Genomic DNA, 26,110 nt, shown 5'->3' on the forward strand with positions numbered 1-26,110 from the left:
ACCACCTACTTGGATATTAGTGGAGCCCTTTCCACCTTTCTGCCTCATGTTTGACCCGGTAGATTTACGTAGGAGAAACCAAGATATAACAGCAACTCCAATACCACTGAAAATCCATTCCTTGTTATCGATTATGTACTCTAGCACTTGCCTCTCCACCTAAAGATTTAACAGCTGATTGGACCGAAGGCTTTATGATTGCATATCAGCGATTTCCGCATATCAACGCCCTCTCGCCCAACTAAATCCATAAAAAAACAACGCCTTGGCAACACAGCCCGTATTCGCTTGACCGCTTCTTTTTCACGCCAATCATCACTTCCGCCCCATACAGCAAGCTGCACGCGCGCGACCGCGCCGAGCGCATGAACGCCGGGGTCAGGATGCGAGGGGGAGTTGGGGTTGGGTATTGCTGCGGGGGTGGTGGCCATCCGTTGGTCCTGTTGCTGGCGTCATGCCTGCATTGAACTTAGCGCTATTGTGGTGCGCGGTAAAGAGACGCTGGAAGGTTATTCAGCCTTCCAGCTGACGGGGTAAAGCATCTCTTCGCGGTAGCCGCTGAGGACGCGGCGCAGGCCGCTGAGGTCAGTGTCGAGTTGGCTATCGCCGGTGTCCACCAAAAACGGGCGGCCGGCGAGGCTGCGGAGTTTGGTTTTGGTGGCGACCACCAGCAGGTTGTCCAGCCCGACGGCGCGGATGATGCGGGGTGACAGTTGCTGGTTACCGCGCCCGAGTATGTGGCCCTGGCCGCCGATGGCGGTGACCAGTATGCGCCAGTCGCCGCCTTGCTCTACCTGCTCCCACAGTTGCTGCTCGGTGGCATCGCGCAGGATGAGCTCGCCATCCTTGAGCACGTCCACGCCTAACAGGGTGCCTTCCAGCCCCATGGCTTCCAGCAGGCCGAGGGTGGTGGAGCCGGGACCGAGTATCCAGCTGGTGTTGTCGTCTTGCTCTTCCTGCAGGCCGGCGGCGATGTCGTCGAGCACCAGGGTCTCTACTTCACGGCCGCCCTGTTTGACCTGCTGCACAAAGCGGCCCTCTTCCGGCACGGCCAGTTCACCGTAATGGCGTGTGCGCACCTGGCCGTTGCGAAAGGCCTGCTCGTCAATGTCGCGCACGTCGGCTTCACGCAGGCGCACCAGCTCGCCCTGCACCAGCAGCGCAACCAACTCGCCAGCGGCGCGGGGGTTAACGGCGTAAACGCCGGAGTGAATTTTTACCCCGGCCGGAATGCCCAGCACCAGTTGAGTGCTGTCCAGCTGGTTGCAGATGTTGCGCGCGGTGCCGTCGCCGCCGGCAAACAGCAGCAGATCGACGCCTTGCTGGTGCATCTGCTTTGCGATGGTTTCGGTGTCTTCGGCGCTGGTATGAGGCGGGTTGGCCAGCTGACCAACCGCCTGTGCATCAAAGCCCATGTCTGCCAGCAGGTCGGCGCCCATGGGGCCGGGGGCGCTGAGGATCTGCAAGCGCTCGCGCAGGGGTAACAGGTGCTCCAGCGTCTGGCGCACGCGGTTGTGGGCCTGTGGCTCGACGCCCATGGCGAGGGCGTCGTCGGCAACACCGTCCGAGCCCTTTAAGGCCGCGCGGCCACCCAGGCCGGCCAGGGGGTTGATGATCAGGCCGAGCCTGAAGCGGGTGTTGGGTGTGCTGTTTGTCATGTCACAAATCCGTCATGCCAGTGCCATATCCTGCCTGCAACTGGCGATCAACTTGGGAGAAAACCATGAATGTGCATGCTCTGAAACCGTGCCGTGAAAGTGCCGACATCCTGATTCATCCGTCCCATTGCGTGGGCGGCCATCTAATCGACGAAGACGGCCGCGAGATTGCCATCACCGAACAGATGATCCAGCAGGCCTGCAAGGAGCTGGAACAACAGTGGGTGCCGGCGCGCCCGCGCTTCAGCGCCTGAATCCGGCGGCGGCCAGCAGCGCCGCCGCATCTTCACCTTCGCTGTGCCGCACCTCAACCTCGGGGCATTCGCGGCGCAGCGGGTATCCCTTACGCAGTGCATCAAACGCCTGAGCGGTACTCTGCCCGGCCAGCGGCAGCATGGCTGCACGAAAGCGGGCGTCGTCATCGCGCACATCGTAAACCTGTCTGAGTGAACGTTCGAGCAGCCATTGCGCCGGGGTGCCGGCGGCAAACTGCAGTTGCGCCCTGCCGGCCTCAGGGGCCAGGCTGTCGAGGCTGAGCGGTGCGCTCTGGCCCAGGCTGGCGCACAGGGCGCGGTAGATCTGCTCGGTGCCGCGCAGCTTACCGTCCAGGCTGTAGCCGGCAATGTGCGGGGTGCCCAGCGCGCAGCGTTGCAGCAGCTCGCAATCGACTTGCGGCTCTTGCTCCCAGACATCCAGCGCCACCTGCAGATCAGGCCGCTCGGCCAGTACGGCCTTGAGCGCATGGTTGTCGATCACCGGGCCACGGCTGCTGTTGATCAGCCAGGCGCCGGGGCGCAGGGCGACCAGGCGGCCAGCATCCAGCAGGTGCCAGGTGGCATCGGCGCCAGTGCGGGTCAGGGGCACGTGACAGCTGATGACGTCGCATTCGGTGAGCAATTGATCCAGCGGCGCAAAGCCGCCCTCACCAAGGGCAGCGCGCGGCGGGTCGCAGAGCAGGCAATCAACCCCAAGGGCGGTGAGCGTTTGCGCCAAGCGCCCGCCCACCTCGCCCACGCCGACAATACCCACGCGGCGCGTGCGCCAGTCCAGCCCGGTGCGTTCACTCAGGGTCAGCAGACAGCTGAGTACATACTCCACCACGCCACGGGCGTTGCAGCCCGGCGCGCTGGCGACGGTGACGCCGGCAGCGTCCAGGCCGGGCAAGTCCAGGTGGTCAGTGCCGATGGTGCAGGTACCGACAAAGCGCACCGGGGTGCCCGCCAGCAGTTGCGGGTCTACCCGGGTGACCGAGCGCACGATGAGCGCGTCGGCGGCGGTCAGGTCCTGGTGGCTGATCTGCCGGCCGGGCAGACGGGTGATGCGGCCCAGCGGGGCAAAAAAGGCGTCCAGCAGGGGGATGTTTTCGTCAGCAACAATATGCATGAAAGGTCACTTGAGCAGGCATGATGGGCCATTGTCGAGGGGGCGATGCGCGCTGTCCAGCCGGGTGGCGCTGACAGTGTCTCCGCAGAGCAAATGCAGTTTGTCGCATTGATGCAACATCACCCTTGCGTCGAGACAGCGGCGCTGCTTAACTGCAAGTCAGAGTCTGGATGTGACTTTTCAGTCCGATAACCATTCCAAGCGTTTTTTCGAGGGACACCCTCGTTTTTGCAGGACCTGCCTGAGTACCGGAACGCACCGCGCACCGCCCACTGCGCCGCGCCCGGGACTGTCCTCACCACCCTGTCGCCACCACAACAATGCTCAATTTCCGGCGCTGCCGCTGTGCGCCCGGCGACCTTCTGCGTTTGCGCCAAGGCCCTTTGCCTGCACTGCCCTGTATCGCTCGTCCGCCGGGTCGAGCCACGCCAACACTGGAGACAGGGAATATGAAAGCAGAACACGACGTTGTGGAAACCCTGGGCGGCTTGCGCGTCCACACCCACTACTACAGCAGCCCGGCGCCGCAAGGCACGGTGATTCTGGTCAATGGTTCGCTGGCCACCACGGCCGCCTTCGCCCAGACCGTGCGCTACCTGCAGCCGCACTTTAATGTGGTGCTGTTTGATGAGCCCTACGCGGGACAGTCCAAGCAGTACAACAGCAATCGCCGACCGATTACCAAGGAGCAGGAGGCGAGCATCCTGCTGGAGCTGATCGAGCGCTACCGGGCCGATCACCTGATGTCCTTTTCCTGGGGCGGCGCTTCTGCCCTGCTGGCCCTGGCGCAGCGCCCGGCACGTATCCGCAAGGCGGTGGTGCTGGCGTTCTCGCCGCTGATCAACTCGGCGATGCGCGACTATCTGGAGCGCGGCATCGATCTGCTGCTCAACTGCGAGCGCCGCGAGCTGGGCGAGTTGCTCAACAGCACCATCGGTGAGCATCTGCCGTCGCTGGTCAAGCGCTTCAACTTTCGGCATATCGTCAGCCTGGACGAGCACGAGTATCACCAGATGGCCTTTCATGTGAGCCAGGTGCTGACCCAGGACACCCGCTGCTATCTGCGCGGCAGCGCCGATATCGAGACGCCGATTCTGTTCGTCAACGGGGATCTGGACCGCTACACCAGCCCGGAGGATGCGCGGCATTTCAATCGCTATATCCGCCATTGCCGCTTTGCCACCGTACGCGGCGCAGGGCATTTTCTGGATATGGAAAGCCGCGAGGCCTGGGCGCAAACCCGTGATGCGGTGCTGGGTTATCTGGCGCCCAGCCTGGGCACCGGCGCGGAGCCGGCCGAGCGCATCAGCAGTATCGGCGGGGCGCGGGTGGTGCCGTTACCGGTATGAGGCTCAGACCTCGTCCAGCAAGGCAGACCAGGCTACGCCGGGACGGTAATGGGCGAGCAGCGCGGCACTGTAACGCTGCGGGCGCTCGCCCAGCCCACCGCTGAGATAGGCTCGGGCCTGCTCGCGCACGCGGGCGCGAAACGGCGCCGGGTCGGTGGCCTCGCCACTGAGGTTGTCGGTGCTCACATCAAAGCGATGGCCGGCGGCCAGACAGAAAATCAGCTCCAGCGCCTGGGGCTTTACCTCTACCTGCTCAAAGGTGCGCTGCTGCTCGGCGCTGCGGCCATCCGGCGCATACCAGTAACCAAAGTCCGGCAACAGCCGGCGCTCGGGCCCGGCCACACACCAGTGTGCCACCTCATGCAGCGCGCTGCGGAAATAATCACGGGTAAAGAGAATACGGTGATGCGGTTCGCTAGCATCGGCGGGCAGGTATTCCGGCTCCGGGTAGCCGCCGCGCAGGCAGGTGTTGTAGTCCGCCAGAAAGCAGTCATCAAACAGCGTGATCAAATCCTGATAGTGATGCGGCATGGGGCTGAGTACGAATAAAAAGTTGGCTGGACAATAACGGCTAAATTGCTAGCATGGGCGGTTTTTCTCGGCAGCCAGTCAACACATGAACCAGACACCTCCCCAACCCGCCAGGGCGCGCATTGTAACAGAGCTGCGGGCATTGATTGTGCTGGTGCTGCCGATCATCGCTGCGCAAATGGCGCACACCCTGCTGGGCTTTGTCGACACCGCCATGGCAGGGCGCGTCAGTGCCGAAGCGCTGGCCGCCGTAGCACTGGGCAACTCGTTCTGGATTCCTACCCTGCTGTTTCTGACCGGGGTGATGATGATCCTCACCTCCAAGGTGGCCGCTGCCAGCGGTGCCGGGCGCGTCAGCGAGACCGGCGCACTGGTGCGTCAGGGTGCCTGGCTCGGGCTGATCCTCGGGCTGCTGTGTCTAGTGTTTCTCAACCTGATGCAGCCGGTACTGGTGTGGATGAAGGTCGAATCGCAGTTGGTGCCGGTCACGCTGGATTACCTCCTGGCAATCTCGTTGGGCTTCCCTGCGGTGGGACTGATGCTGGCCCTGCGCGGGCTGACCGATGGCCTGTCGCGCACCAAACCGGCCATGCTGATTGGCTTTATCGGGTTGGCGATCAACGTACCAGCCAACTACGTGCTGGTGTACGGCAAGTTCGGCTTTCCGGCCATGGGCGCCGTGGGCTGCGGCGTCGCTACCGCACTGGTGATGTGGGCGATGCTGGGCTGCATGCTGTTTCACCTCAAGCGCGCGCGCCTTTATCAACCCTGCGGGCTGTTCGAGCGCTTTGACTGGCCACACGCGCGCACCCAGGGCGAGCTGATCGGCCTGGGCTTTCCCATCGGTATTGCGCTATTTGCTGAGACCAGCATGTTCGCTGTGATTGCCCTGTTGATCGGCAGCCTGGGTGCGGTGGTGGTGGCCTCGCATCAGGTCACCATCAACTTCTCCTCGCTGGTGTTTATGGTGCCCTTCAGCCTGGGCCTGGCCATCACCGTGCGCGTGGGCCACAACCTGGGCCGCAGCGGCGCCCGCGATGCCATGCTGGCGACCAAGGTGGGGCTGGTCTTGGCGCTGGTGTTTGCCGCACTGGCCGCGACCGCGATGTACACCCTGGCGCAGCAGATTCCGCAGATCTACACCCAGGACCGCGACGTCATCAGCCTGGCCGCCAGCCTGCTGGCACTGGCCGCGTTGTATCAATTCTCGGACGCCATTCAGGTTGCCTGCGCCGGCGCGCTGCGAGGTTTTCAGGACACCCGGCTGCCAATGCTGCTGACCATGATTGCCTACTGGCTGATCGGCCTGCCTACCGGCTGCATTCTGGGACTGACCGACTGGCTGGGCCCGGCGCGCGGGCCGGCTGGCTTCTGGCTGGGCCTGATTGTGGGCTTGAGCAGCGCAGCGCTGTTTCTGGGTTTGCGTTTGCGTGCGGTCAGCCGCAAACCCGACCTGCAAAACGGCCTGGCGCAACGACAGACGGACCTTTAAGGCCGAGCTTCTCTATACTCTGCCCATGCGCCTGGCCACCTTTTTTTTCACCCTGCTGAGCACGCTGCTGCTGACCGGCTGCCAACCGCAACCGGCTGCCGAGCAGCAGATGGACAATTACCTGGATCGCCTGGCCCGGGTGCTGCGGCAAGACTGGCAGCCCTTTCCCGCCGACAGCCTCAGCCGCTACCGCCTGCCCGAGCGCCGCGACAGCCTGTACAGCATCCCGTCAGAGCGCATCGGCCTTTTGGAGCTACTGGTAGACGTGAACCCCTGTCGGCCGCTGCAACAGCGTGTGGCCGAGCGCAACAGCGTGCTGGGCAAGGTAATGCCCTGGAGCAGCCGCCTAGCCTATGAAGGTGAGCTGCTGCGCGCCATGGAGCAGTGCCTTGGCACCCTGAGCGAACCCGACCAGCAACGACTGCGCAACGAGCTGAGCGCCATTGCCGAGCGCAAGCGCAGCCAGTTGCCGCAGGTCTACTGGAACACCATCAATACCAGTAGCGAGTTGGCCGGCTATCTGCGCTTTGCCGATACGCCGTTACCCGTGCAGGAGCAGCCGCTGGATGACACCGCCGCGCTTGCCGCGCTGCAGCAATTGACCGCCATCGGTGTCGGCCTGCCAGTGCAGCTACCGCCAGCACTGGAGAGAATCGAGCAGCCCCTGCAAACTCTGCAGCGCAGCCCCAACGGCAGCCAGTTGATCACTGCCCTTGCCCAGACCCGTCACGGCCTGCAACAGGCCACTGCCATGCTGCAGGCCCAGCCGGCGCGCTACCTGTGCCCCATGGGCACGCCGTCGACGCGCTCCAAGGTGCTGCTCAATGTGTTTGTGCAGTTCTATGCGGGCGAGATACAGCCGTACCTGGCGCAGCTGCAGCGCCTGGGGCAGCCCTGGTCAGAATCCATCATCGCGCTGAGGGCGGTGCCCGGCATACCGCCCGCCACCGCGGCTGCGCTGGATCGGCTGGCGGGCACACCGCAGAGTCTCTGGGAGCAATACCAGGCCGCGCTCAGCGCCCACACCGACGCCTGGCAGCAGCAACTGGGCGCGTGCCAGTCACAGCCGGGGCAAGCAGGCTGGGAGCAAAGAGATCAGGGCAACGCAGACTGATTCGGCCTCAGTCCGCCTTGCGAATCAGGTAATGAAAGATGCCGTCGGCCTCGTGCTGCTCCAGCAACTCATGGCCGAGAAAACTGCAAAAACGCGGAATATCGCGCTGGGTAGAAGGGTCGGTGGCCAGCACCTGTACCAGCTCACCGGCAGCCACATCGCGCACGGCGTTGTGCAGCATCATGACCGGCTCCGGGCAGGTCAGCCCACGGGTATCCAGGGTCGTAGCGGCAGAATCGGACATGACAAGGCTCGGCTGAATCAACAAGCTGGCGATTATCCCGCAATCATCCCGGGCTTGCCAGACGCACGGCGGCGGCCGACACTGGAGTTAGAGTCACAACACCCCCTGCCGGGTAAGGAAGCAAGATGATCAAAGTGTTGATTGAACGTGTAATTGCAGAAGGTCTGGAACAACCCTACGAAGACGTAGCCCGCCGCGTGCTCTCTGCGGCCGTGCAGTCCCCCGGCTTTATTTCAGGCGAATCATTCCGTGATATGGAGCAGCCCAACCGCCGCATCATCATGGTCACCTGGCAGAACATGCACTCTTGGCAGCGCTGGGAAGACTCCGAAGCCCGCCGCGACAGCATCAGCGGCTTTGCGCCGATTCTGCTGGAAGAAGAAAAGATCAGCCTGCTGGAACCGTTGTAAGTCCCTGCAGGTTATTGCCCGGCAAAATGCGCACTGCATCGCCTTTTGCCGGGTCGGCCCCTGCCAAACCCTAGCGTAATCCGTAACCTCAGCTCACGCATTATCTGCCGAGGAACAACGGATGTTCTCCCCCGCCAATCAGGCGCACTTCAGCCTCGAAATTGACGGCGCCGCACATGACTTCAAAGTGTTGGAGTTCACTGCCCGTGAGGCGCTCAACCAGCCCTATGCGGTGCTGCTGACGCTGGTCAGCGAACGTCCGGATATTGACCTCTCAAGCCTGCTGCACCTGCCAGCCTGGCTGGATACCGGTGCCGGTAGCGGCTTTCACGGCTTTATCGATCAGCTCACCCAGGGCGAGTCCGGTCGCCGGCTGACGCGCTATCAGCTGCGCCTGCAGCCGCAGTTGGGGTACCTGCAGCACCGCATCAACCAGCGAATCTTTCAGCACCGCAGCGCCGCCGAGATCATTGCGGCTGTGCTGCAGGAGCACGGTATCCACAGCGACGCCTATCGCTTCACCGTCAATACGCCGCTGCCCGCGCGCCGCTACTGCACCCAATACGATGAGAGTGATCTGCACTTTATCCAGCGCCTGTGCGAGGAGGAAGGGCTGCACTTTCACTTTGAGCACCAACGTGACGGCCATACCCTGGTGTTTGGTGACGATCAGACCTGCTTTGCACGCCTGCCCGAGATCGGCTACAGCCAGGGCACCGGCCTGGTGGCAGATCAACCCGTAGTCAAACGCTTCAGCCTGACTGCCGCCACCCGGCCTGATCGGGTCGCCCGCCGCGATTACGACTTTCTGAAGCCGCGTCTGCACATGGAAGCCGAGGCCCGGCTGGAAGATGGCGCGCCCCAGCCGGCACTGGAAGACTACGACTATCCCGGGCGCTTTAGCGACCGCGAACGCGGCAAGCATCTTAGCCGCATCCATCTGCAGCGCCACCGTAGCCATCAATTGCAGGCTAACGGTGAGAGCGATCAGCCTGGCCTGCGCAGCGGCTATTTTCTACCGCTGACCGGCCACCTGCGTGATGACTGGAACGACCTCTGGTTGCTTACCAGCATTGAGCATCAGGGCAAGCAACCGCAGGTGCTGGAAGAAGCCGTCACCAGTGACACCAGCAAGCAAGACGGCTTTACTCAAGGCTACCGCAACCGCTTTATCGCCACCCCCTGGCAAGCCATCTGGCGCCCCGCACTGGAGCACCGCAAGCCGCGCATCGCCGGCAGTCAAAGTGCGGTAGTTACCGGGCCAGAGGGCGAAGAGATTCACTGCGACCCGCACGGCCGCGTGAAGGTGCAGTTTCACTGGGACCGCGAAGGCCAGGCCGACGACACCACCAGTTGCTGGCTGCGGGTTGCCACCGGCTGGGCCGGCGACCGCTACGGCGCCCTGGCCATTCCCAGGGTTGGCATGGAAGTGCTGGTGAGCTTTCTTGAAGGCGACCCGGATCAGCCCTTGATCACCGGCTGCCTGTACCACGCCGAACACGTGCCCCCGGTGGATCTGCCTGCCCACAAGACCCGCAGCACCTTCAAAAGCCTCAGCTCCCCCGGCGGCGAGGGCTACAACGAGCTACGTATTGAAGACAAGAAGGGTGCCGAACAGATCTACCTGCACGCCCAGCGCGACTGGGACCAGCGCATCGAGCACGATCAACGCCTGCATGTGGGCAATGAACGGCACGACCACATCGTCGCCAACCACTACAGCGAGCACCTGGCCGAGGTACATCGCACCGTCCACGCCAACCGCCTTACCGAACTCAAGGCCAACGACCATCTGACGATTACCGAGAGCCAGCACACCCGCATCGGCCAGCGTCAGCTGACCGAAGCCGGACAGGAAATTCACCTGGCCAGCGGCCGCAAGATCGTGATCGACGCCGGCATGGAAATCACCCTCAAGGCCGGCGGCAGCTTTATCAAGATCGACCCCAGCGGCGTCACCATCAGCGGTCCCAGTATCCGGGTAAACACCGGCGGCAGCCCCGGCAGGGGCACAGCGGCTGCGCTCATCCTGCCGGGTGATGTGGTCCAAGCCGATGCAGCCACAGCAGGGCAACCGCTGGAAGCACTAATCAAACAACGGCGGGTATTTCTACAGGCACTCAGTGGCTTGTGCGAGGTCTGCGAGGCCGCCCAAGCCGACGGAGCAACGCATGAACAGTAACGGCGCTCTGCTGTTTGACGGCGCATCGCGTCGGCAAGCGCTGATCTGGCTTGCCAGTGAATATCCCGAACACAGCCTGTTTCCGTTACTACAGGGCACCGCCTATGCCGCCCTGGCCGACATCGGCCCGATTCTGCTCGATGCCGACCCAGATAGCCCGCTACACACCGCCTGGTCCCAGGGCCAGCCAGGCCTGCAGCACAGCGTCTGGCTACGTACCTGCCTGCAGCCTGATGAACTGGCCAGCAGCTTGCGCCGCCGTCTCCGGGTGCGCTCACCGGATGGTCGAGAGTTTTGGCTGCGCCTGGCTGACGCACGCCCCCTGCTGAACGCCTGGCAAACCAGTCAGCACTGGCCGACCGGCTTCTGGCATGGCGTCAGCGAAATCTGGCTGGGCAGCGCCAATGGCCCGCTACAGGCATGGCAGAACGATGCGCCCGAGCAAGACTGCACACCCCCCGCCAGCACGCTCAACGCCCAGGTCAGGCTCGACTGGCCACTGCTCACCGCCCTCGCCCAACCCTACGCCGCCCCGGAGCCAAGCCACCCATGACCCAGCCAGCCGCCCACCCGGAAGGTCTGCAACCTGCCGCCTGCCCCCTGCTCGCTGCCGTGCTGCCGGTGCGCTACGCCATCGGCCCGGTAGACCCGCGTCACCCCAGTAGCCTGAATGGGGCAACGCTGGGGCTACCGGAACTCAATGGCAACTTTCCTGACTTGGGGCCAGATCACCCACAACTGCAAGACGCGCCTCTGGGCTACATACCTCGGATGTTGCGCGACGGCTATCTGTACCTGTGGGATGAAACCTTGCAGGAGTTGAGTGAATACCGTGTTGAAAGCGCGCGGCTCAACATGACCGATCGTGGCGACGGGCTGAAGGGCCAGGCAGCGAGCGCCTACCTGATGCTCGCTGCCGGCGCCCCGGTAAGGCTTAGCTGGTCGCCCTGCGCTTGGTCCGACGACTGTTTTGGTCGCATTGAGCAGGAGCCCGCCTTGCGGCAGCGCATGATGCGCGAGCTGACGCCCGGCGCCCCACCTTTTAGCGGGCAGGTGCAGGTGTTGCACCCGGAAATTGGCGATGTAAAGCCGGAAAACTTTGGCTGGAGCTGCGCACCAGATCCGTCCTACTGGCTACTTGAAGACCCGCCGCTCAAGCGCATGCGGCGCTGTGAACAACAGCACTTCGCGCTGGTCGATGACCCCTGGGGCGTGCTCATAGACACGGCCGGTTTGATACGCGCCCGCAACCATGCCTTTGAAAAGCTCAGCGCACACCGCGACGAATGGTCTATTGCCGCTATCGTGCAGTCGATGGGCGAGAGTGATACAAAAATTCGCCAGCAGATAGCGTCCAGCATCGATCAATCGTTATTGCAACGCGCACTGCGCGAGCAAGAACGCGAGACCAGCGCGCATGCAACGGACATCCTGCGCCTGGCAGACATCTGGGCCGCCTGGTTTGAGACCTTTGAGGGGAGCACCGCCGCGAGCCTGGAAAGCGCTTGTGAAAGCTTCGACATCCGGCTGCCCGCCACCCGCGAGATGCTGGAGGTCAGCTTTGCCGCCGCCTGCCTGGGCCCGGCAGCCACGTCACCCGGCGTCAAGGTGATAGAAAGGGCGCTGGATCTGGAGCAGGTAAAAGGTCAGCCCTGGCTGCTCTGGGCCGTACTGGGGGTAAAAGACCGGCTGGATGGCGGCCATTTGCAGCGCATCTTGTCGCTGCCTGACAGCCTGCCAACGGTAACGGAAGATGCAGGCGAGGCGGCGGCCCGCTGGGCACGGATCTCCGCGCTGGCAGCGGCGCTCAACCTGGGCGCAGACAACCTGGAGAAACTGCCACTGGCAGGCGGTGGTGAGCCCCTGTTTGCCGCCGTATCCACCGTCATCGGTGGCCGCCTGGCATCGCTGAGTGAACAGATACATCAGCAAACCTACATCCTGATGATTGCCATGCTGGCGCGCAGCAAGCAACGCTTTGACGCCACTCGGCTAACGCCAGAGGAGGCCATGCGCTGGGTCAGCGAGCAGCTAGGGACCGCGCACAACAACAACCAGAAACGCAGACTGGAAAAAGAGAGAGCCCGCCTGGAGCGCCAACAGCGCCACGCTGAGCAAGGCACCGCTGCCGCCGCGGTGAGTGCTGCTGTCAAAAACCGGCTGTCATCTGAGGTAAAACGAGCGGTGCCATTACTGCACTTGGTACCCAAACCCACGGTTTCCACCACCGCGCCCAGCACCGCGCCAGGCCAGGTTACGCCACCCAGCCCTGCGCGCCCGGCCCCAGCAATCAGCGCTTCGCCGGCGCTACCTCGCCTCGGTGGCCATGCAACAGGTATTGAACTGCCAAGCATACGGGACCTGCTTAACGAGGCGCCGCTGAAAACGCTGATTGCGTTGGTGTCGGTGTGGAACTTGAAGGAAGCCATGCTGCACGCACAGGGCGAGAGGTCTGCAGTCAACCGTATCGCGGCCGGTAGCGCATTCTGGACCACAGTCTCTGCCTCAACGGCAGTGCTACAACAGCTCGCCGAGGTGAGATGGGAAACGCGCGTGGCGAATGCAGGACACTTTAGTCCACTCGCCCAACAATCCTTGGTTCGTGCTCTAGGTTTGAGCTGGGCTGCCATGCTATTCCAAGCCCTCGCAGCCGGTCTAGATGTATTTTATTTCGGCTGGAAGGCCCTGATAGCCTACCGTCTAGGAGACTTGGATAGCGCAGGAGTTTACGTTGGCCTGACCAGCGCCAACCTTGCATTGACCGGCGCGTCGTTGAAAGCCGTGCGCGCCTTGCACATCGCCCGCGCTGCGGTGCTGGCCGGCGAGGCGCAGGCGCTTCTCACCGGGGTTCGGGTACTGTCACTGCCCCTGCGCCTTACCCTGGTGGGGCTTGCTGCCACCATTCTGGTGGGCTTAGTGGGGCTGTTTTTTACCGAAGACGAACCGCTGGAACAGTGGCTCAAGCAACTCTTTTGCGGTACGCGCCCAGCCACTTGGAGCGGGAATCTGACAAAAACCTTGCAGCAGCTATATCAGATTGTGTTGCCGGTCAGCCTCAAACTGGAACGCTGGCACGACATCAACCCACGCACAGGGCAGCTGGTTGAAGAGTTGCGTCTGGTGCTGGAGTTGCCCGGCCAGCGAGAATACCGTCAGGGCATGGTCAGTTTTGAAGGCACGGAGCACTGGCAATACAGCTCCGGGCTGTTTGGCCTGGGCGGCAGCGCCCAATGCCTGCGGTTGGCATGGTGTGAGAACGACACACTGCCCTTCTATCCGGACATCAGTAACCCTGCGCCAGCGTCCGCCAACGGCCTGCGACTGTGCCGCGCCTACCACGAGACCAACGGCGCGCGTCTGGTTGCCATACGCGGCAGCCTTACGTATCAACCCATCGAAGAGCTATACCTGCCCGCCATTGACATAGATATAAGCTAACCATGACCACACCACGCCCCCACCCCCTCGCCCAACGCTTGGCTAAAGCGCTGGACGCCCATCCGCTGCAGGCCGACCAGCCCACCGGTGCGCCCTTGATGTGCATGCCTGAGGTGGAAGAGCAAACCGAACACTATCTATCGATTGAGCATGGTGACAGCGCAGACCGAGGCATGCTGACCGGAGCGCTGGGGGGCATGGGAACGGCTTTCTTTGGCTTTCTGGCACTGTTGGACCTTTGGGATGGGCACCCTGACTCTGCAGTTATCAACGCGCTCATAGCCGTCGTCTGCTTTGTACCCGTCTTCCTCTGGGAGATCCTCCATCCCATGCCCCTGCCCATTCTGTTTAACCGCCGCACCCGCGAAGTCTATTTCGAGCAAGATGGCGAGCTGTACCACACCGCCTGGGACGATATTGCCGCTGCAGCCTACAGCGTCAGTACCGTAGGCCCCTATACAGGCCGCATGGGCCATGCGGCACTGGAAGCACTGTTACACCGCTTTGGTCACCCCAAGGAGACGGTACTGATCAATCTGGGTTCGCCACTGGGCAAGCGGCTGGAGATGCAGCTCGGTTTCTGGGAATACCTGCGCGCCTATATGAACAACGGCCCCTTTTTTGATGAGCACGGCAATAACTCCGATTCACGCGAGTTTGTCGAGATTCAGCAGCAGGTGCGAAACAGTAAAGGGCAACATATACGTCTCGCCTTGAGCGAGATAAAGGAAGAATACAAAACCAATAACGGTCGCAACTACCTCAGTGGAATTGACCTTGTATTGTTATTAGGTGGAGTGATGCTCTTGCCGATGAACGCCACCCAAAACTTCACCTACGCCATCGCCAAACGCCGCTCCCGCAGCCAGTGGCCCAAGCTGATCCGCGAACGCCTTGACCCCAACGGCCCCACCACCCGCCTGGTCGATCTGGAGCAGGCTGGGCAGGCTGGGCAGGCTGGGCAGGCTGAGTGAGCATGGTACCAAGCCGCGCTGGCCACCCAGCGAGCAGCTATACCTGCCCGCCATTGACATAGATATAAGCTTGCCATGACCACACCACGCCCCCACCCCCTCGCCCAACGTCTGGCCAAAGCGCTGGACGCCCATCCGCTGCAGGCCGACCAGCCCACCGGTGCGCCCTTGATGTGCATGCCTGAGGTGGAAGAGCAAACCGAACACTATCTCTCGATTGAGCATGGTGACAGCGCGTATCGAGGTATGTTGACTGGGATGTTGGGCGGAATGGGAGCAGCTTTCTTTGGTTTTCTCGCACTGCTAGATCTATGGAATGGCTACCCTGACTCTGCAGTTATAAACGCGCTCATAGCCGTCGCCTGCTTTGTGCCCGTTTTCCTCTGGGAGATCCTCCATCCCATGCCCCTGTCCATTCTGTTTAACCGCCGCACCCGCGAAGTCTATTTCGAGCAAGATGGCGAGCTGTACCACACCGCCTGGGACGATATTGCCGCTGCAGCCTACAGCGTCAGTACCGTAGGCCCCTATACAGGCCGCATGGGCCATGCGGCACTGGAGGCACTGTTACACCGCTTTGGTCACCCCAAGGAGACGGTACTGATCAACCTGGGGTCGCCACTGGGCAAGCGGTTGGAGATGCAGCTGGGGTTCTGGGAATACCTGCGCGCCTATATGAACAACGGCCCCTTTTTTGATGAGCAGGGCAACAACTCCGATTCACGCGAGTTTGCCGAGATGCAACAGGAAGTGCGCAACAGCAAGGGACAGTCCGTGCGCCTTTATTGGGGCTTGATAAAAGAAGCATACAAAGCCAACAACGGACGTAATTTTCTCAGTGGAATTGACCTTGTATTGCTGCTGGGCAGTATCGTTTTCTTGCCCATGCACGCCACCCAAAACTTCACCTACGCCATCGCCAAACGCCGCTCCCGCAGCCAGTGGCCCAAGCTAATCCGCGAACGCCTTGACCCCAACGGCCCCACCACCCGCCTGGTCGATCTGGAGCAGGCTGGGCAGGCTGGGCAGGCTGGGCAGGCTGAGTGAGCATGGTAACAAACCGTGCTGGTCACCCAGCGAGCAGCGATACCTGCCCGCCATTGACATAGATATAAGCTAGCCATGACCACACCACGCCCCCACCCCCTCGCCCAACGTCTGGCCAAAGCGCTGGACGCCCATCCGCTGCAGGCCAATCAGCCAACCGGCGCGCCCCTCATGTGCATGCCCGAGGTGGAAGAGCAAACCGAACACTATCTCTCAATTGAGCATGGTGACAGCGCAGACCGAGGCATGTTGACCGGCGCGCTGGGGGGTATGTTGGGTAGCTTTTGGATCGTTATGGGACTGATTGCCTATATTGATGGATCCACTCAGCTTGCCCTCAAGGCTTTTGCAGTCGCCGTAGTGTGCGCGGTTGTGCCTTTTCTGTGGGAAGTCCTCCGCCCCATGCCTTTACCCATTCTATTTAACCGCCGCACCCGCGAGGTCTACTTTGAACAGGATGGCGAGCTGTACCACACCGCTTGGGACGATATTGCCGCCGCGGCTTATAGCGTCAGTACCGTAGGCCCCTATACAGGGCGCATGGGCCATGCGGCACTGGAGGCACTGCTACACCGCTTTGGTCATCCCAAGGAGACCGTGCTGATCAACCTGGGTTCGCCACTGGGCAAGCGGCTGGAGATGCAGCTGGGTTTCTGGGAATACCTGCGCGCCTATATGAACAATGGCCCCTTTTTTGATGAGCACGGCAATAACTCCGATTCACGCGAGTTTGCCGAGATTCAACAGGAAGTGCGCAACAGTAAGGGACAGTCCGTGCGCTTGTATTGGGGGTTGATAAAAGAGGCATACAAGGCCAATAACGGTCGCAATTTTCTCAGTGGTGTTGATCTGGTATTGCTGCTGGGCAGTATCGTTTTCTTGCCCATGCACGCCACCCAAAACTTCACCTACGCCATCGCCAAACGCCGCTCCCGCAGCCAGTGGCCCAAGCTAATCCGCGAACGCCTTGACCCCAACGGCCCCACCACCCGCCTGGTCGATCTGGAGCAGGCTGGGCAGGCTGAGTGAGCATGGTAACAAACCGTGCTGGTCACCCAGCGAGCAGCTATACCTGCCCGCCATTGACATAGATATAAGCTAGCCATGACCACACGCCCCCACCCCCTCGCCCAACGTCTGGCCAAAGCGCTGGACGCCCATCCGCTGCAGGCCGACCAGCCCACCGGCGCGCCCCTGATGTGCATGCCTGAGGTGGAAGAGCAGACTGAACACTATCTCTCAATTGAGCATGGCGGGAGCGCAGACCGAGGCATGCTGACCGGAGCGCTGGGGGGCATGGGAGCGGCTTTCTTTGGCTTTCTGGCACTGTTGGACCTTTGGGATGGGCACCCTGACTCTGCAGTTATCAACGCGCTCATAGCCGTCGTCTGCTTTGTACCCGTCTTCCTCTGGGAGATCCTCCATCCCATGCCCCTGCCCATTCTGTTTAACCGCCGCACCCGCGAGGTCTACTTTGAACAGGATGGCGAGCTGTACCACACCGCCTGGGACGATATTGCCGCTGCAGCCTACAGCGTCAGTACCGTAGGCCCCTATACAGGCCGCATGGGCCATGCGGCACTGGAGGCACTGCTACACCGCTTTGGTCACCCCAAGGAGACGGTGCTGATCAATCTGGGTTCGCCACTGGGCAAGCGGCTGGAAATGCAGCTGGGGTTCTGGGAATACCTGCGCGCCTATATGAACAACGGCCCCTTTTTTGATGAGCACGGCAATAACTCCGATTCACGCGAGTTTGCCGAGATGCAACAGGAGGTGCGCAACAGTAAGGGACAGTCCGTGCGCTTGTATTGGGGGTTGATAAAAGAGGCATACAAGGCCAATAACGGTCGCAATTTTCTCAGTGGTGTTGATCTGGTATTGCTGCTGGGCAGTATCGTTTTCTTGCCCATGCACGCCACCCAAAACTTCACCTACGCCATCGCCAAACGCCGCTCCCGCAGCCAGTGGCCCAAGCTGATCCGCGAGCGCCTTGACCCCAACGGCCCCACCACCCGCCTGGTCGATCTGGAGCAGGCTGGGCAGGCTGGGCAGGCTGAGTGAGCATGGTAACAAGCCGCGCTGGCCACCCAGCGAGCAGCTATACCTGCCCGCCATTGACATAGATATAAGCTAACCATGACCACACCACGCCCCCACCCCCTCGCCCAACGTCTGGCCAAAGCGCTGGACGCCCATCCGCTGCAGGCCGACCAGCCCACCGGCGCGCCCCTCATGTGCATGCCTGAAGTAGAAGAGCAAACCGAACACTATCTCTCGATTGAGCATGGTGACAGCGCAGACCGAGGCATGTTGACCGGCGCGCTGGGAGGTATGTTGGGTGGCTTTTGGATCGTTATGGGACTGATTGCCTATGTTGATGGATCCACTCAGCTTGCCCTCAAGGCTTTTGCAGTCGCCGTAGTGTGCGCGGTTGTGCCTTTTCTGTGGGAAGTCCTCCGCCCCATGCCTTTACCCATTCTATTTAACCGCCGCACCCGCGAGGTCTACTTTGAACAGGATGGCGAGCTGTACCACACCGCCTGGGACGATATTGCCGCTGCAGCCTACAGCGTCAGTACCGTAGGCCCCTATACAGGCCGCATGGGCCATGCGGCACTGGAGGCACTGTTACACCGCTTTGGTCACCCCAAGGAGACGGTGCTGATCAATTTGGGTTCGCCACTGGGCAAGCGGCTGGAGATGCAGCTGGGGTTCTGGGAATACCTGCGCGCCTATATGAACAACGGCCCCTTTTTTGATGAGCAGGGCAACAACTCCGATTCACGCGAGTTTGCCGAGATTCAGCAGCAGGTGCGAAACAGTAAAGGGCAACATATACGTCTCGCCTTGAGCGAGATAAAGGAAGCATACAAAACCAATAACGGTCGCAACTACCTCAGTGGAATTGACTTTGTATTGTTATTAGGTGGCGTGATGTTCTTGCCAATGAACGCCACCCAAAACTTCACCTACGCCATCGCCAAGCGCCGCTCCCGCAGCCGGTGGCCCAAGCTGATCCGCGAGCGCCTTGACCCCAACGGCCCGACCACCCGCCTGGTCGACCTGGAGCAGGCGGGGCGGGCGGGAGCTGAATAGCAGTTTTAGCGCAACGCGCGAATATGGCAGGTCACTTCTTCACGGTCGGTATACAGCTGCTTGCAGCCGATCTCGGCGCGCACACCCGCTTCATCCAACGCGTCCTGAATGTGCCCGAGGCACTGCATCACTTCCTGGTAGCGCTGTTTCATCGGCAGCTTGAAGTTGATGATCAGCTCGCGACAGTAGCGCTGACCGATCCACTTGGCCGCCAGGGCGCTGCTGCGGGCCGGCTTATCAACGATGTCGCAGACCATCCAGTCGACTGTGCGCTTGGGGCGGTACATGTAGCCGTCGCCCTGCACGTGCTCTACCTGGCCGCTGTCCATCAGGCGGCGATCCATGGGGCCGTTATCGACCGCCGTGACGTTCATCAGGCGGTTGACCAGTTGCCAGGTCCAGCCGCCGGGCGCGGCGCCCAGGTCAACGGCGGTCATGCCGGCCTTAAGGCGACTGTCCCAGTCATCACGCGGAATAAAGTGGTGCCAGGCCTCCTCCAGCTTCAGGGTCGAGCGGCTGGGTGCCTCACGCGGGACTTTCAGGCGCGGAATCCCCATCGGCCAGGGCGCACCGTTGTCAGCCCAGGACCAGCCGACAAACACCTTCTGGCCGCTCTGAAAGCACAGGTGCAGACGCGGAAGCTCGGGTTTGTTGGGGCGAACAAAGCGGGTCTTGGTGAGCGAGCGCTCCAGCGGCCCTTTCAGCTTTTTGGTCAGCGCCGCCAGCGCCTTGCCGTCGTTGGTGTCAGCGGTTTCCAGCCACATCAGCGAGGCAATGTAGCCCTGGGCGCAGGCGGTGATGATGGGGCTGACGCGGTCTTCCGGGTCCAGCTCCAGCCAACTGCCGACCGCCCACTGGCGGGTGAAGATCAGTTGCTGAAAGTCGACGGCCCGCATCAGTTGCTCGGCCTCGCCCTGCTCGGGGCAGACAAAACGCACCTGAGCGCTGCCATCCTGGGTCACCGGATAACCGGCAATACCCTGCTCGCCGGCCAGCTCCTGCATCTCGGCGGCCGCCTCCCCTTCAAAGCCCGGACGGCAATGTAGCAACAGTTCCTGCATGTCTCGCTCCCGCTGGATAATCGGGCGTACTGTACAGGCAGCAGCGGGTCGGTTGAAGTAGCAAGTCAGCCGGTACAGCAACCGGCAGCGGCGGACGCCCCCAAACGTCGCCGCACCGGCAAGCCAGCAACATGAGTCGTCCTAATGTTCTTTTGAAAAGTGTTCATTTTTTCTCAACAGGAGTCCCTGCCTACAATACGCACCATTCCAGGCCACAACGCGACCCTGCGGCTTGCTCTCAGACACCAGGACACCAGATTGCGATGACTACCGAATTTACCTTTGCCCTCAAGAGTATTCCGTTCGACGAGGACTATCGCCCCGCCGACAACACCCGTATTACCACCAACTTCGCCAACCTGGCGCGCGGTGAAAGCCGAGAGCAGAACCTGCGCAACACCCTGGCCATGATCAACAACCGCTTCAATGCACTGGCGCAATGGGACAACCCCAAAGGCGACCGCTACGCTGTCGAGCTGGAAATCGTGTCCGTCGAGCTGACGGTCAAGGCCGACAACAACGGTGCCAGCTTTCCGGCCATTGAAGTGCTGAAGACTCACATTCTTGATCGCAAGACCAATCAGCGTATTGAGGGCATCGTTGGCAACAACTTCTCGTCCTACGTACGCGATTACGACTTCAGTGTGCTGTTGCTGGACCACAACAAGGGCCAGTCTTCGTTCAGCATTCCGGACAACTTTGGCGACCTGCACGGCAAGCTGTTCCAGCACTTCATCAAGTCGCCCACCTATCGAGAGCACTTCAGCAAGCCGCCGGTAATCTGTCTCAGCGTCTCGGACAACAAGGTCTACCAGCGCACGGACAACCTGCACCCGGTGCTGGGCTTTGAATACGAGCCAAACGAGTCTTCACTGACCGAACAGTACTTTAAGAAAATGGGCCTGCAGGTGCGTTATTTCATGCCGCCAAACAGCACCGCGCCGCTGGCCTTCTACTTCTTTGGTGACCTGCTGAATGACTACACCAGCCTTGAGCTGATCAGCACCATCAGCACCATGGAGACTTTTCAGAAGATCTATCGGCCCGAGATCTACAACGCCAACGCGTCGGCAGGCCAGTGCTACCAACCCAACCTGAAGAATCAGGACCACTCGCTGACCAAGATTGTCTATGACCGCCAGGAGCGCAGCCAGCTCGCCATCGAGCAGGGCCGCTTTGCCGAAGAGCAGTTCATCAAACCCTATCAGCGCGTGCTTGAGCAGTGGTCTGCCAGCTACACCCTTTAACCCGGACACCGTCAACAAACATGAAAAAGCTACTCCCTACCTCGACCGCAGGCAGCCTGCCCAAACCGGCTTGGCTGGCTCAACCCGAGACCCTGTGGTCGCCCTGGAAACTAGAAGACCAGGCCCTGCAAGAAGGCAAGCAAGACGCCCTGCGCGTATCGCTGCAAGAGCAGCTGCAAGCCGGCATCGACATCGTTAGCGACGGCGAGCAAACCCGCCAGCACTTTGTCACCACCTTTATCGAGCACCTCGACGGAGTGGATTTCGAGCAGCGCGAAACCGTCCGTATCCGCGACCGCTATGACGCCAGCGTGCCCACAGTGGTCGGCGCAGTGACCCGGCAAAAGCCGGTGTTTGTTGAGGACGCCACATTTCTGCGCAAACAAACCAGCCAGCCGATCAAGTGGGCCCTGCCAGGTCCGATGACGATGATCGACACCCTGTACGACGCGCACTACAAGAGCCGCGAAAAACTCGCCTGGGAATTTGCCAAGATCCTTAACCAGGAAGCGAAAGAGCTGGAAGCGGCGGGCGTGGATATCATCCAGTTTGATGAGCCGGCCTTTAATGTGTTCTTCGATGAGGTCAACGATTGGGGCGTGGCGACCCTGGAGCGCGCCATCGAAGGCCTGAAATGCGAAACCGCCGTGCACATTTGCTACGGCTACGGCATCAAGGCCAACACCGACTGGAAAAAAACCCTCGGCTCCGAGTGGCGTCAGTATGAAGAGGCCTTCCCCAAGCTGCAGCAGTCCAAGATCGACATGGTTTCGCTGGAGTGTCACAACTCCCACGTCCCCATGGAGCTGATTGAGCTGATTCGCGGCAAGAAGGTCATGGTCGGCGCTATTGATGTGGCGAGCCACACCGTTGAAACGCCCGAGGACGTCGCCAACACCCTGCGCAAGGCGCTGCAGTTTGTTGATGCCGATAAACTCTACCCCTGCACCAACTGCGGTATGGCCCCCCTGCCCCGCGAGGTGGCGCGCGGCAAGCTGAATGCGCTGGCCGCCGGTGCCGAGATCGTCCGCCGGGAGCTGCTGGCCTGACGCAGCAGCGGCGCCGCAAACCCGGCGCCGCCCTATCCCAACGCCGGCAGCGCGCCGGCCGCAGTTTGCTACAGGATTGACTATGACACGCCCCACGTCGGTTATTGAGCCACTCAACTTTCGCGAAGCCCTTGGCCACTACGCCTCCGGCATCACCGTGATTACCTCGCAGGCAGATGGCGAGCCGCTTGGCTTCACCTGCCAGTCGTTCTACAGCGTCTCAATGACTCCGCCGCTGGTCTCTTTCAGCGTTATGGCCAACTCCTACAGCTATCCAAAAATTCGGCGCGCCGGCCGCTTTGCGGTGAACGTGTTGTCCGGCGAACAGGCGCATATCTCCAACCAGTTCGCCCGGCAAGGTGGCGACAAATGGCAGGGCGTCGAGTGGCAAACATCGCCGCTGGGCAACCCGGTGATTGGCGGCAGCCTGCACTGGTTTGATTGCGAAATACACGCCGAGCACGCCGCCGGAGACCACCTGATCGTGATTGGTGAAGTCAAAGCCCTCAACCTGCAAGACGCTCCGGCCAGTGAGCCACTGCTGTACTTCAAGGGCCAATACCGCAGCCTGGCGGAACACAGCGCGGCCTGAGCGGTGCGACAGGGGTCAGGCACCTGAATCCTGCTCATCTTTGCCGTGTTATAGTCCGGTTTTTCTCATGCTCCTGGTCCTGTCATGCTTGAACTCCGCCACCTGCGTACCCTCAGCACCCTGCGCGACGCCGAAAGCCTGGTTGAAGCGGCCGAGCGCCTGCACCTGACCCAATCCGCGCTGTCCCATCAGCTCAAGGATCTGGAAGAAAAGCTCGGCATGAGCTTGTTTGTTCGCAAGACCAAGCCGGTACGCTTTACCAGCGCCGGGCTACGACTGTTGCGACTGGCCGACAACCTGCTGCCGCAGGTGCGGCAGGCCGAGCGCGACATTCAGCGGCTGGCTGGCGGTCAGGCCGGGCGCTTGCACATGGCCATTGAGTGCCACAGCTGCTTCCAGTGGCTGATGCCAACCATCGACCAGTTCCGTAACGCCTGGCCCGAGGTAGAAGTGGATTTTGCCTCCGGCTTTTTCTTCGCCCCTCTGCCCGCGCTGGCGCGCGGCGACCTGGATCTGGTGGTCACCTCAGACCCGCTGGATATTGACGGCATTACCTATGTGCCGCTGTTTACCTATGAGGCGCTGCTGGCGGTCAGCAATCAGCACCCGCTGAGCACCGCCCACCATGTACGCCCGGCTGATCTGGCAGGCGAAACCCTGATTACCTACCCGGTCGAGCGCGAACGGCTGGATATCTTCAAACAGGTCCTCGACCCTGCTGGCATCGAGCCCGCTGGCGTACGCACCGCCGAGATGACCGTGATGATGATGCAACTGGTCGCCTCCGGCCGTGGTGTCTGCTGCCTGCCCAACTGGGCCATGGCCGAGTACCTGCACAAGGGCTATGTCAGCGCCCGGCGTCTGGGGCCGGACGGACTGTTCGGCACCCTGTACGCCGCCGTGCGCGACGACATGATGGAAATGCCCTACCTGCAGGACTTTCTGCTGACCGCCAAAGACATTTCCTTTGCCACCTTGGAAGGCGTGAGCGCCCGCAGCAACGACTGAACCGGCGATGCCGCTACACCCATGCGGGTGAGGCGGCATTGCACCCATGCCCCTCTTAACGAACAAAAGCGCCACAAAATCAGCAGCTTGCTGAACACTCTTCTATCTCATCCGATAGATAGCCACCTGCAACTAACCCATACAGGCGACTTTACGCCCAGCACGAGACATTTACCTTGACTGTCTTGCAAGTGGGATTACATACCCCTCTGCATGTACTCCGGACAACAAACAGAAAAAGGATACAGTCATGAAAGCACCCCTGTTCAAGCTGGCCGCCCTGACCCTGGGCATGTCCCTGTCCAGCGTCGCCCTGGCCACCAATCCCGGTGGTGGCGGTGGCGGCAGCAACCCGAATACCGGCACAGGCTTCCCGGGCGTCAGCAGCTTCAGCGCCGATGGCTCCTTCTCCACCACCAGTGGCAGCGCCGGCAGCAGCTGCACCGTGTTCCGCCCGTCTACCCTTGGCGGCAACGGTCTCAAGCACCCGATCATCGTCTGGGGCAACGGCACCACCGCCTCGCCCAGCACCTACAGCGGCATTCTCGAGCATTGGGCCAGCCATGGTTTTGTGGTCATCGCCGCCAATACCTCCAACGCCGGCACCGGCCAGGACATGCTCTCGTGTATTGATTACCTGACCACCCAGAACAACCGTAGCACCGGCACCTACGCGGGCAAACTGGACCTGAACCGCATCGGCGCAGCCGGCCACTCCCAGGGCGGTGGCGGCACCATCATGGCCGGCCAGGACTACCGCATCAAAGCCACTGCCCCCTTCCAGCCCTATACCATCGGCCTGGGTCACAGCAGCAGCTCCCAGTCCAACCAGAACGGCCCGATGTTCCTGATGACTGGCAGCAGCGACACCATCGCCAGCCCGACATTGAACGCCTTGCCGGTCTACAACCGCGCCAACGTGCCGGTGTTCTGGGGTGAGCTGTCTGGAGCCAGCCACTTTGAGCCGGTGGGTAACGCCGGTGACTATCGTGGCCCGTCCACCGCCTGGTTCCGCTATCACCTGATGGATGACGCCAGCGCCGAGGACACCTTCTACGGCAGCAACTGTGACCTGTGTAGCGACCGCGACTGGGACGTGCGCCGCAAGGGCATCAACTAAGCGCAGCGTATGCAGCCATCCCGGCAGCCAAGCTGTCGGGATGGTGACAGCGTGCTGCGCCCGCGCTGGTGTATCCTCTGGCCAGCCCAGACAACAACAGAGGAACCCCCATGACAGCGTCTCCCTTCAAGGTCGCCCTGGTGACCGGTGCCGGCACCGGCATTGGCCGCGCTACTGCCATTGCCCTGCTCAAGGCTGGCTACCGCGTCGCACTTACCGGACGTAACATCGACAAGTTGCAAGCCACCCTTGAGGGCCTGGATGATCTGGCTGACAACGCACTGGCTATTGCCAGCAACGTGCGTGACCCGGCATCGGTCGAGGCTGTGTTTAGCGAAATAAGAAACCACTGGGGTCGCCTGGACCTGCTGTTCAACAACGCGGGCACCGGCGCTCCACCCTTGCCCCTCGAAGAGCTGAGCTACGAGCACTGGCAGGCCACCCTGGAAACCAACCTCAGCGGCGCCTTTCTGTGTACTCAGCAAGCGTTTCGCATCATGCGCGAACAAACCCCGATGGGCGGGCGCATCATTAACAATGGCTCGATTTCTGCCACTGCCCCACGTCCCAACTCAGCACCCTATACCGCCTCCAAGCACGGCATGACAGGGCTGACCAAGGCCACCTCACTGGACGGACGTAAATACAATATCGCCTGCGGCCAGATTGATATCGGCAACGCCGCCACCGAGATGGCCGCTCCCATGGCGCGCGGCATCCCGCAGGCCAATGGCGAGATCGCCGTGGAGCCAACCATGGACGTCGAGCATGTTGCCCAGGCGGTACTACACATGGCCGAGCTACCACTGGAAAGCAATGTGCAGTTCATGACCATTATGGCCACCAAGATGCCCTTTATTGGCCGCGGTTGAGTCAACCGGGCAACACGCACGGGTCGGGTGCCCACTGGCCACACGTATCGCCACGAGACGGCTGATACGTTTTTTTTGCACCCGCCCCTATGCGTCTCCTACGACTAAAGTCTGATACCTCGTCCACGCTTCAATCTTCTGTTACCAATGATGCAGGCACGGGACACTTTCAATCTTGGTATCACCATTGTTACCATGGCGGCGGGTACAACAACGCCCCCGCTATCTCGCTATGGAAAA

The 26,110-nt window shown here is 61.4% G+C and carries 24 protein-coding genes; 19 read left to right on the forward strand and 5 right to left on the reverse strand.

Annotated elements, in window-relative coordinates:
- Nucleotides 1–509: 509 nt before the first annotated feature.
- Nucleotides 510–1,658, reverse strand: a complete 1,149-nt coding sequence (locus HV822_RS01890) for an ATP-NAD kinase family protein (RefSeq protein ID WP_238871976.1) — start codon at nucleotides 1,656–1,658, stop codon at nucleotides 510–512.
- Nucleotides 1,659–1,723: 65 nt separating this feature from the next.
- Between HV822_RS01890 and HV822_RS01895 the strand changes: the two genes are divergently transcribed.
- Nucleotides 1,724–1,912 carry a PA1571 family protein gene (locus tag HV822_RS01895; RefSeq protein ID WP_238871977.1) on the forward strand — a complete coding sequence of 63 codons (189 nt, stop codon included), beginning with the start codon at nucleotides 1,724–1,726 and terminating at the stop codon, nucleotides 1,910–1,912.
- On the opposite strand, the gene pdxB is transcribed toward HV822_RS01895, so the two are convergent.
- Nucleotides 1,902–3,041, reverse strand: coding sequence for a 4-phosphoerythronate dehydrogenase PdxB (pdxB, locus tag HV822_RS01900; protein WP_238871978.1), 1,140 nt, complete (start codon nucleotides 3,039–3,041; stop codon nucleotides 1,902–1,904). The two genes, HV822_RS01895 and pdxB, sit on opposite strands and share 11 nt — an antisense overlap.
- Nucleotides 3,042–3,490: 449 nt before the next feature.
- Here pdxB and HV822_RS01905 point away from each other — a divergent pair, with 449 nt between their 5' ends.
- Complete coding sequence (locus tag HV822_RS01905; RefSeq protein ID WP_238871979.1) at nucleotides 3,491–4,390, forward strand: alpha/beta fold hydrolase; 900 nt, start codon at nucleotides 3,491–3,493, stop codon at nucleotides 4,388–4,390.
- A gap of 3 nt (nucleotides 4,391–4,393) precedes the next feature.
- On the opposite strand, the gene HV822_RS01910 is transcribed toward HV822_RS01905, so the two are convergent.
- Nucleotides 4,394–4,921 (reverse strand): elongation factor P hydroxylase, encoded by a 528-nt coding sequence (locus HV822_RS01910; RefSeq protein WP_238871980.1) that lies wholly within the window; start codon nucleotides 4,919–4,921, stop codon nucleotides 4,394–4,396.
- 85 nt (nucleotides 4,922–5,006) lie between these two features.
- Between HV822_RS01910 and HV822_RS01915 the strand changes: the two genes are divergently transcribed.
- Entirely contained in the window at nucleotides 5,007–6,413 is a 1,407-nt protein-coding gene (locus HV822_RS01915) for an MATE family efflux transporter (protein ID WP_238871981.1), read from the forward strand.
- 25 nt (nucleotides 6,414–6,438) lie between these two features.
- The gene (locus tag HV822_RS01920) at nucleotides 6,439–7,527 is read left to right on the forward strand and encodes a DUF3080 family protein (protein ID WP_238871982.1); all 1,089 of its coding nucleotides are present in this window, start codon (nucleotides 6,439–6,441) and stop codon (nucleotides 7,525–7,527) included.
- A 7-nt stretch (nucleotides 7,528–7,534) separates the two neighbouring features.
- Here the strand turns inward: HV822_RS01920 and tusA are convergent, their stop codons facing one another.
- Entirely contained in the window at nucleotides 7,535–7,771 is a 237-nt protein-coding gene (gene tusA, locus HV822_RS01925; RefSeq protein ID WP_238871983.1) for a sulfurtransferase TusA, read from the reverse strand.
- Between the two features lie 125 nt (nucleotides 7,772–7,896).
- Between tusA and HV822_RS01930 the strand changes: the two genes are divergently transcribed.
- From HV822_RS01930 to HV822_RS01970, 9 genes are all read left to right on the forward strand, one after another.
- Nucleotides 7,897–8,181 carry an antibiotic biosynthesis monooxygenase family protein gene (locus tag HV822_RS01930; protein ID WP_238871984.1) on the forward strand — a complete coding sequence of 95 codons (285 nt, stop codon included), beginning with the start codon at nucleotides 7,897–7,899 and terminating at the stop codon, nucleotides 8,179–8,181.
- A 121-nt stretch (nucleotides 8,182–8,302) separates the two neighbouring features.
- On the forward strand, nucleotides 8,303–10,363 hold the full coding sequence (gene tssI / locus HV822_RS01935) for a type VI secretion system Vgr family protein (RefSeq protein WP_238871985.1): 2,061 nt from the start codon (nucleotides 8,303–8,305) through the stop codon (nucleotides 10,361–10,363).
- A complete protein-coding gene (locus tag HV822_RS01940; protein ID WP_238871986.1) occupies nucleotides 10,353–10,916 on the forward strand; it encodes a DUF4123 domain-containing protein in 564 nt (187 codons plus the stop codon). Before tssI ends, HV822_RS01940 begins: the two co-directional genes overlap by 11 nt.
- A complete protein-coding gene (locus HV822_RS01945) occupies nucleotides 10,913–13,801 on the forward strand; it encodes a toxin VasX (protein ID WP_238871987.1) in 2,889 nt (962 codons plus the stop codon). The genes HV822_RS01940 and HV822_RS01945 overlap by 4 nt, the downstream gene beginning before the upstream one ends.
- Before the next feature lie 2 nt (nucleotides 13,802–13,803).
- Nucleotides 13,804–14,775 carry a DUF6708 domain-containing protein gene (locus tag HV822_RS01950; RefSeq protein WP_238871988.1) on the forward strand — a complete coding sequence of 324 codons (972 nt, stop codon included), beginning with the start codon at nucleotides 13,804–13,806 and terminating at the stop codon, nucleotides 14,773–14,775.
- A gap of 75 nt (nucleotides 14,776–14,850) precedes the next feature.
- Nucleotides 14,851–15,822 carry a hypothetical protein gene (locus HV822_RS01955; RefSeq protein ID WP_238871989.1) on the forward strand — a complete coding sequence of 324 codons (972 nt, stop codon included), beginning with the start codon at nucleotides 14,851–14,853 and terminating at the stop codon, nucleotides 15,820–15,822.
- A gap of 75 nt (nucleotides 15,823–15,897) precedes the next feature.
- Nucleotides 15,898–16,851: a hypothetical protein gene (locus HV822_RS01960; RefSeq protein ID WP_238871990.1), complete on the forward strand. Its 954-nt coding sequence runs from the start codon at nucleotides 15,898–15,900 to the stop codon at nucleotides 16,849–16,851.
- Between the two features lie 75 nt (nucleotides 16,852–16,926).
- A complete protein-coding gene (locus tag HV822_RS01965; protein WP_238871991.1) occupies nucleotides 16,927–17,886 on the forward strand; it encodes a DUF6708 domain-containing protein in 960 nt (319 codons plus the stop codon).
- 75 nt (nucleotides 17,887–17,961) lie between these two features.
- On the forward strand, nucleotides 17,962–18,921 hold the full coding sequence (locus HV822_RS01970) for a hypothetical protein (protein ID WP_238871992.1): 960 nt from the start codon (nucleotides 17,962–17,964) through the stop codon (nucleotides 18,919–18,921).
- Between the two features lie 5 nt (nucleotides 18,922–18,926).
- Here the strand turns inward: HV822_RS01970 and rlmM are convergent, their stop codons facing one another.
- The gene (rlmM, locus tag HV822_RS01975; protein ID WP_238871993.1) at nucleotides 18,927–19,982 is read right to left on the reverse strand and encodes a 23S rRNA (cytidine(2498)-2'-O)-methyltransferase RlmM; all 1,056 of its coding nucleotides are present in this window, start codon (nucleotides 19,980–19,982) and stop codon (nucleotides 18,927–18,929) included.
- A gap of 263 nt (nucleotides 19,983–20,245) precedes the next feature.
- Between rlmM and HV822_RS01980 the strand changes: the two genes are divergently transcribed.
- From HV822_RS01980 to HV822_RS02005, 6 genes are all read left to right on the forward strand, one after another.
- Nucleotides 20,246–21,229, forward strand: coding sequence for a DUF1852 domain-containing protein (locus HV822_RS01980; RefSeq protein WP_238871994.1), 984 nt, complete (start codon nucleotides 20,246–20,248; stop codon nucleotides 21,227–21,229).
- A gap of 20 nt (nucleotides 21,230–21,249) precedes the next feature.
- Nucleotides 21,250–22,278: a methionine synthase gene (locus HV822_RS01985; protein ID WP_238871995.1), complete on the forward strand. Its 1,029-nt coding sequence runs from the start codon at nucleotides 21,250–21,252 to the stop codon at nucleotides 22,276–22,278.
- An 82-nt stretch (nucleotides 22,279–22,360) separates the two neighbouring features.
- Entirely contained in the window at nucleotides 22,361–22,870 is a 510-nt protein-coding gene (locus HV822_RS01990; protein WP_238871996.1) for a flavin reductase family protein, read from the forward strand.
- Nucleotides 22,871–22,954: 84 nt separating this feature from the next.
- Nucleotides 22,955–23,878 (forward strand): LysR family transcriptional regulator, encoded by a 924-nt coding sequence (locus HV822_RS01995; RefSeq protein ID WP_238871997.1) that lies wholly within the window; start codon nucleotides 22,955–22,957, stop codon nucleotides 23,876–23,878.
- Between the two features lie 250 nt (nucleotides 23,879–24,128).
- On the forward strand, nucleotides 24,129–24,998 hold the full coding sequence (locus HV822_RS02000) for an alpha/beta hydrolase family protein (RefSeq protein WP_396264977.1): 870 nt from the start codon (nucleotides 24,129–24,131) through the stop codon (nucleotides 24,996–24,998).
- A 110-nt stretch (nucleotides 24,999–25,108) separates the two neighbouring features.
- A complete protein-coding gene (locus HV822_RS02005; protein ID WP_238871998.1) occupies nucleotides 25,109–25,870 on the forward strand; it encodes an SDR family oxidoreductase in 762 nt (253 codons plus the stop codon).
- The last annotated feature ends 240 nt before the right edge of the window (nucleotides 25,871–26,110 follow it).

This window comes from Halopseudomonas maritima, from assembly GCF_021545785.1.
Taxonomy (GTDB): Bacteria; Pseudomonadota; Gammaproteobacteria; order Pseudomonadales; family Pseudomonadaceae; genus Halopseudomonas; species Halopseudomonas maritima.

Bases quoted from the DNA above. Each gene is read 5' to 3' on its own strand.
- HV822_RS01960 (WP_238871990.1), top strand. From the start codon at position 15,898: ATGACCACACCACGCCCCCACCCCCTCGCCCAACGTCTGGCCAAAGCG.
- rlmM (WP_238871993.1), bottom strand. From the start codon at position 19,982: ATGCAGGAACTGTTGCTACATTGCCGTCCGGGCTTTGAAGGGGAGGCG.
- tssI (WP_238871985.1), top strand. From the start codon at position 8,303: ATGTTCTCCCCCGCCAATCAGGCGCACTTCAGCCTCGAAATTGACGGC.
- pdxB (WP_238871978.1), bottom strand. From the start codon at position 3,041: ATGCATATTGTTGCTGACGAAAACATCCCCCTGCTGGACGCCTTTTTT.
- HV822_RS01895 (WP_238871977.1), top strand. From the start codon at position 1,724: ATGAATGTGCATGCTCTGAAACCGTGCCGTGAAAGTGCCGACATCCTG.
- HV822_RS01905 (WP_238871979.1), top strand. From the start codon at position 3,491: ATGAAAGCAGAACACGACGTTGTGGAAACCCTGGGCGGCTTGCGCGTC.
- HV822_RS01940 (WP_238871986.1), top strand. From the start codon at position 10,353: ATGAACAGTAACGGCGCTCTGCTGTTTGACGGCGCATCGCGTCGGCAA.
- HV822_RS01890 (WP_238871976.1), bottom strand. From the start codon at position 1,658: ATGACAAACAGCACACCCAACACCCGCTTCAGGCTCGGCCTGATCATC.
- HV822_RS01985 (WP_238871995.1), top strand. From the start codon at position 21,250: ATGAAAAAGCTACTCCCTACCTCGACCGCAGGCAGCCTGCCCAAACCG.
- tusA (WP_238871983.1), bottom strand. From the start codon at position 7,771: ATGTCCGATTCTGCCGCTACGACCCTGGATACCCGTGGGCTGACCTGC.
- HV822_RS01945 (WP_238871987.1), top strand. From the start codon at position 10,913: ATGACCCAGCCAGCCGCCCACCCGGAAGGTCTGCAACCTGCCGCCTGC.
- HV822_RS01920 (WP_238871982.1), top strand. From the start codon at position 6,439: ATGCGCCTGGCCACCTTTTTTTTCACCCTGCTGAGCACGCTGCTGCTG.
- HV822_RS01995 (WP_238871997.1), top strand. From the start codon at position 22,955: ATGCTTGAACTCCGCCACCTGCGTACCCTCAGCACCCTGCGCGACGCC.
- HV822_RS01980 (WP_238871994.1), top strand. From the start codon at position 20,246: ATGACTACCGAATTTACCTTTGCCCTCAAGAGTATTCCGTTCGACGAG.
- HV822_RS01910 (WP_238871980.1), bottom strand. From the start codon at position 4,921: ATGCCGCATCACTATCAGGATTTGATCACGCTGTTTGATGACTGCTTT.
- HV822_RS01965 (WP_238871991.1), top strand. From the start codon at position 16,927: ATGACCACACGCCCCCACCCCCTCGCCCAACGTCTGGCCAAAGCGCTG.
- HV822_RS02000 (WP_396264977.1), top strand. From the start codon at position 24,129: ATGAAAGCACCCCTGTTCAAGCTGGCCGCCCTGACCCTGGGCATGTCC.
- HV822_RS01955 (WP_238871989.1), top strand. From the start codon at position 14,851: ATGACCACACCACGCCCCCACCCCCTCGCCCAACGTCTGGCCAAAGCG.
- HV822_RS01970 (WP_238871992.1), top strand. From the start codon at position 17,962: ATGACCACACCACGCCCCCACCCCCTCGCCCAACGTCTGGCCAAAGCG.
- HV822_RS01915 (WP_238871981.1), top strand. From the start codon at position 5,007: ATGAACCAGACACCTCCCCAACCCGCCAGGGCGCGCATTGTAACAGAG.
- HV822_RS01930 (WP_238871984.1), top strand. From the start codon at position 7,897: ATGATCAAAGTGTTGATTGAACGTGTAATTGCAGAAGGTCTGGAACAA.
- HV822_RS02005 (WP_238871998.1), top strand. From the start codon at position 25,109: ATGACAGCGTCTCCCTTCAAGGTCGCCCTGGTGACCGGTGCCGGCACC.
- HV822_RS01950 (WP_238871988.1), top strand. From the start codon at position 13,804: ATGACCACACCACGCCCCCACCCCCTCGCCCAACGCTTGGCTAAAGCG.
- HV822_RS01990 (WP_238871996.1), top strand. From the start codon at position 22,361: ATGACACGCCCCACGTCGGTTATTGAGCCACTCAACTTTCGCGAAGCC.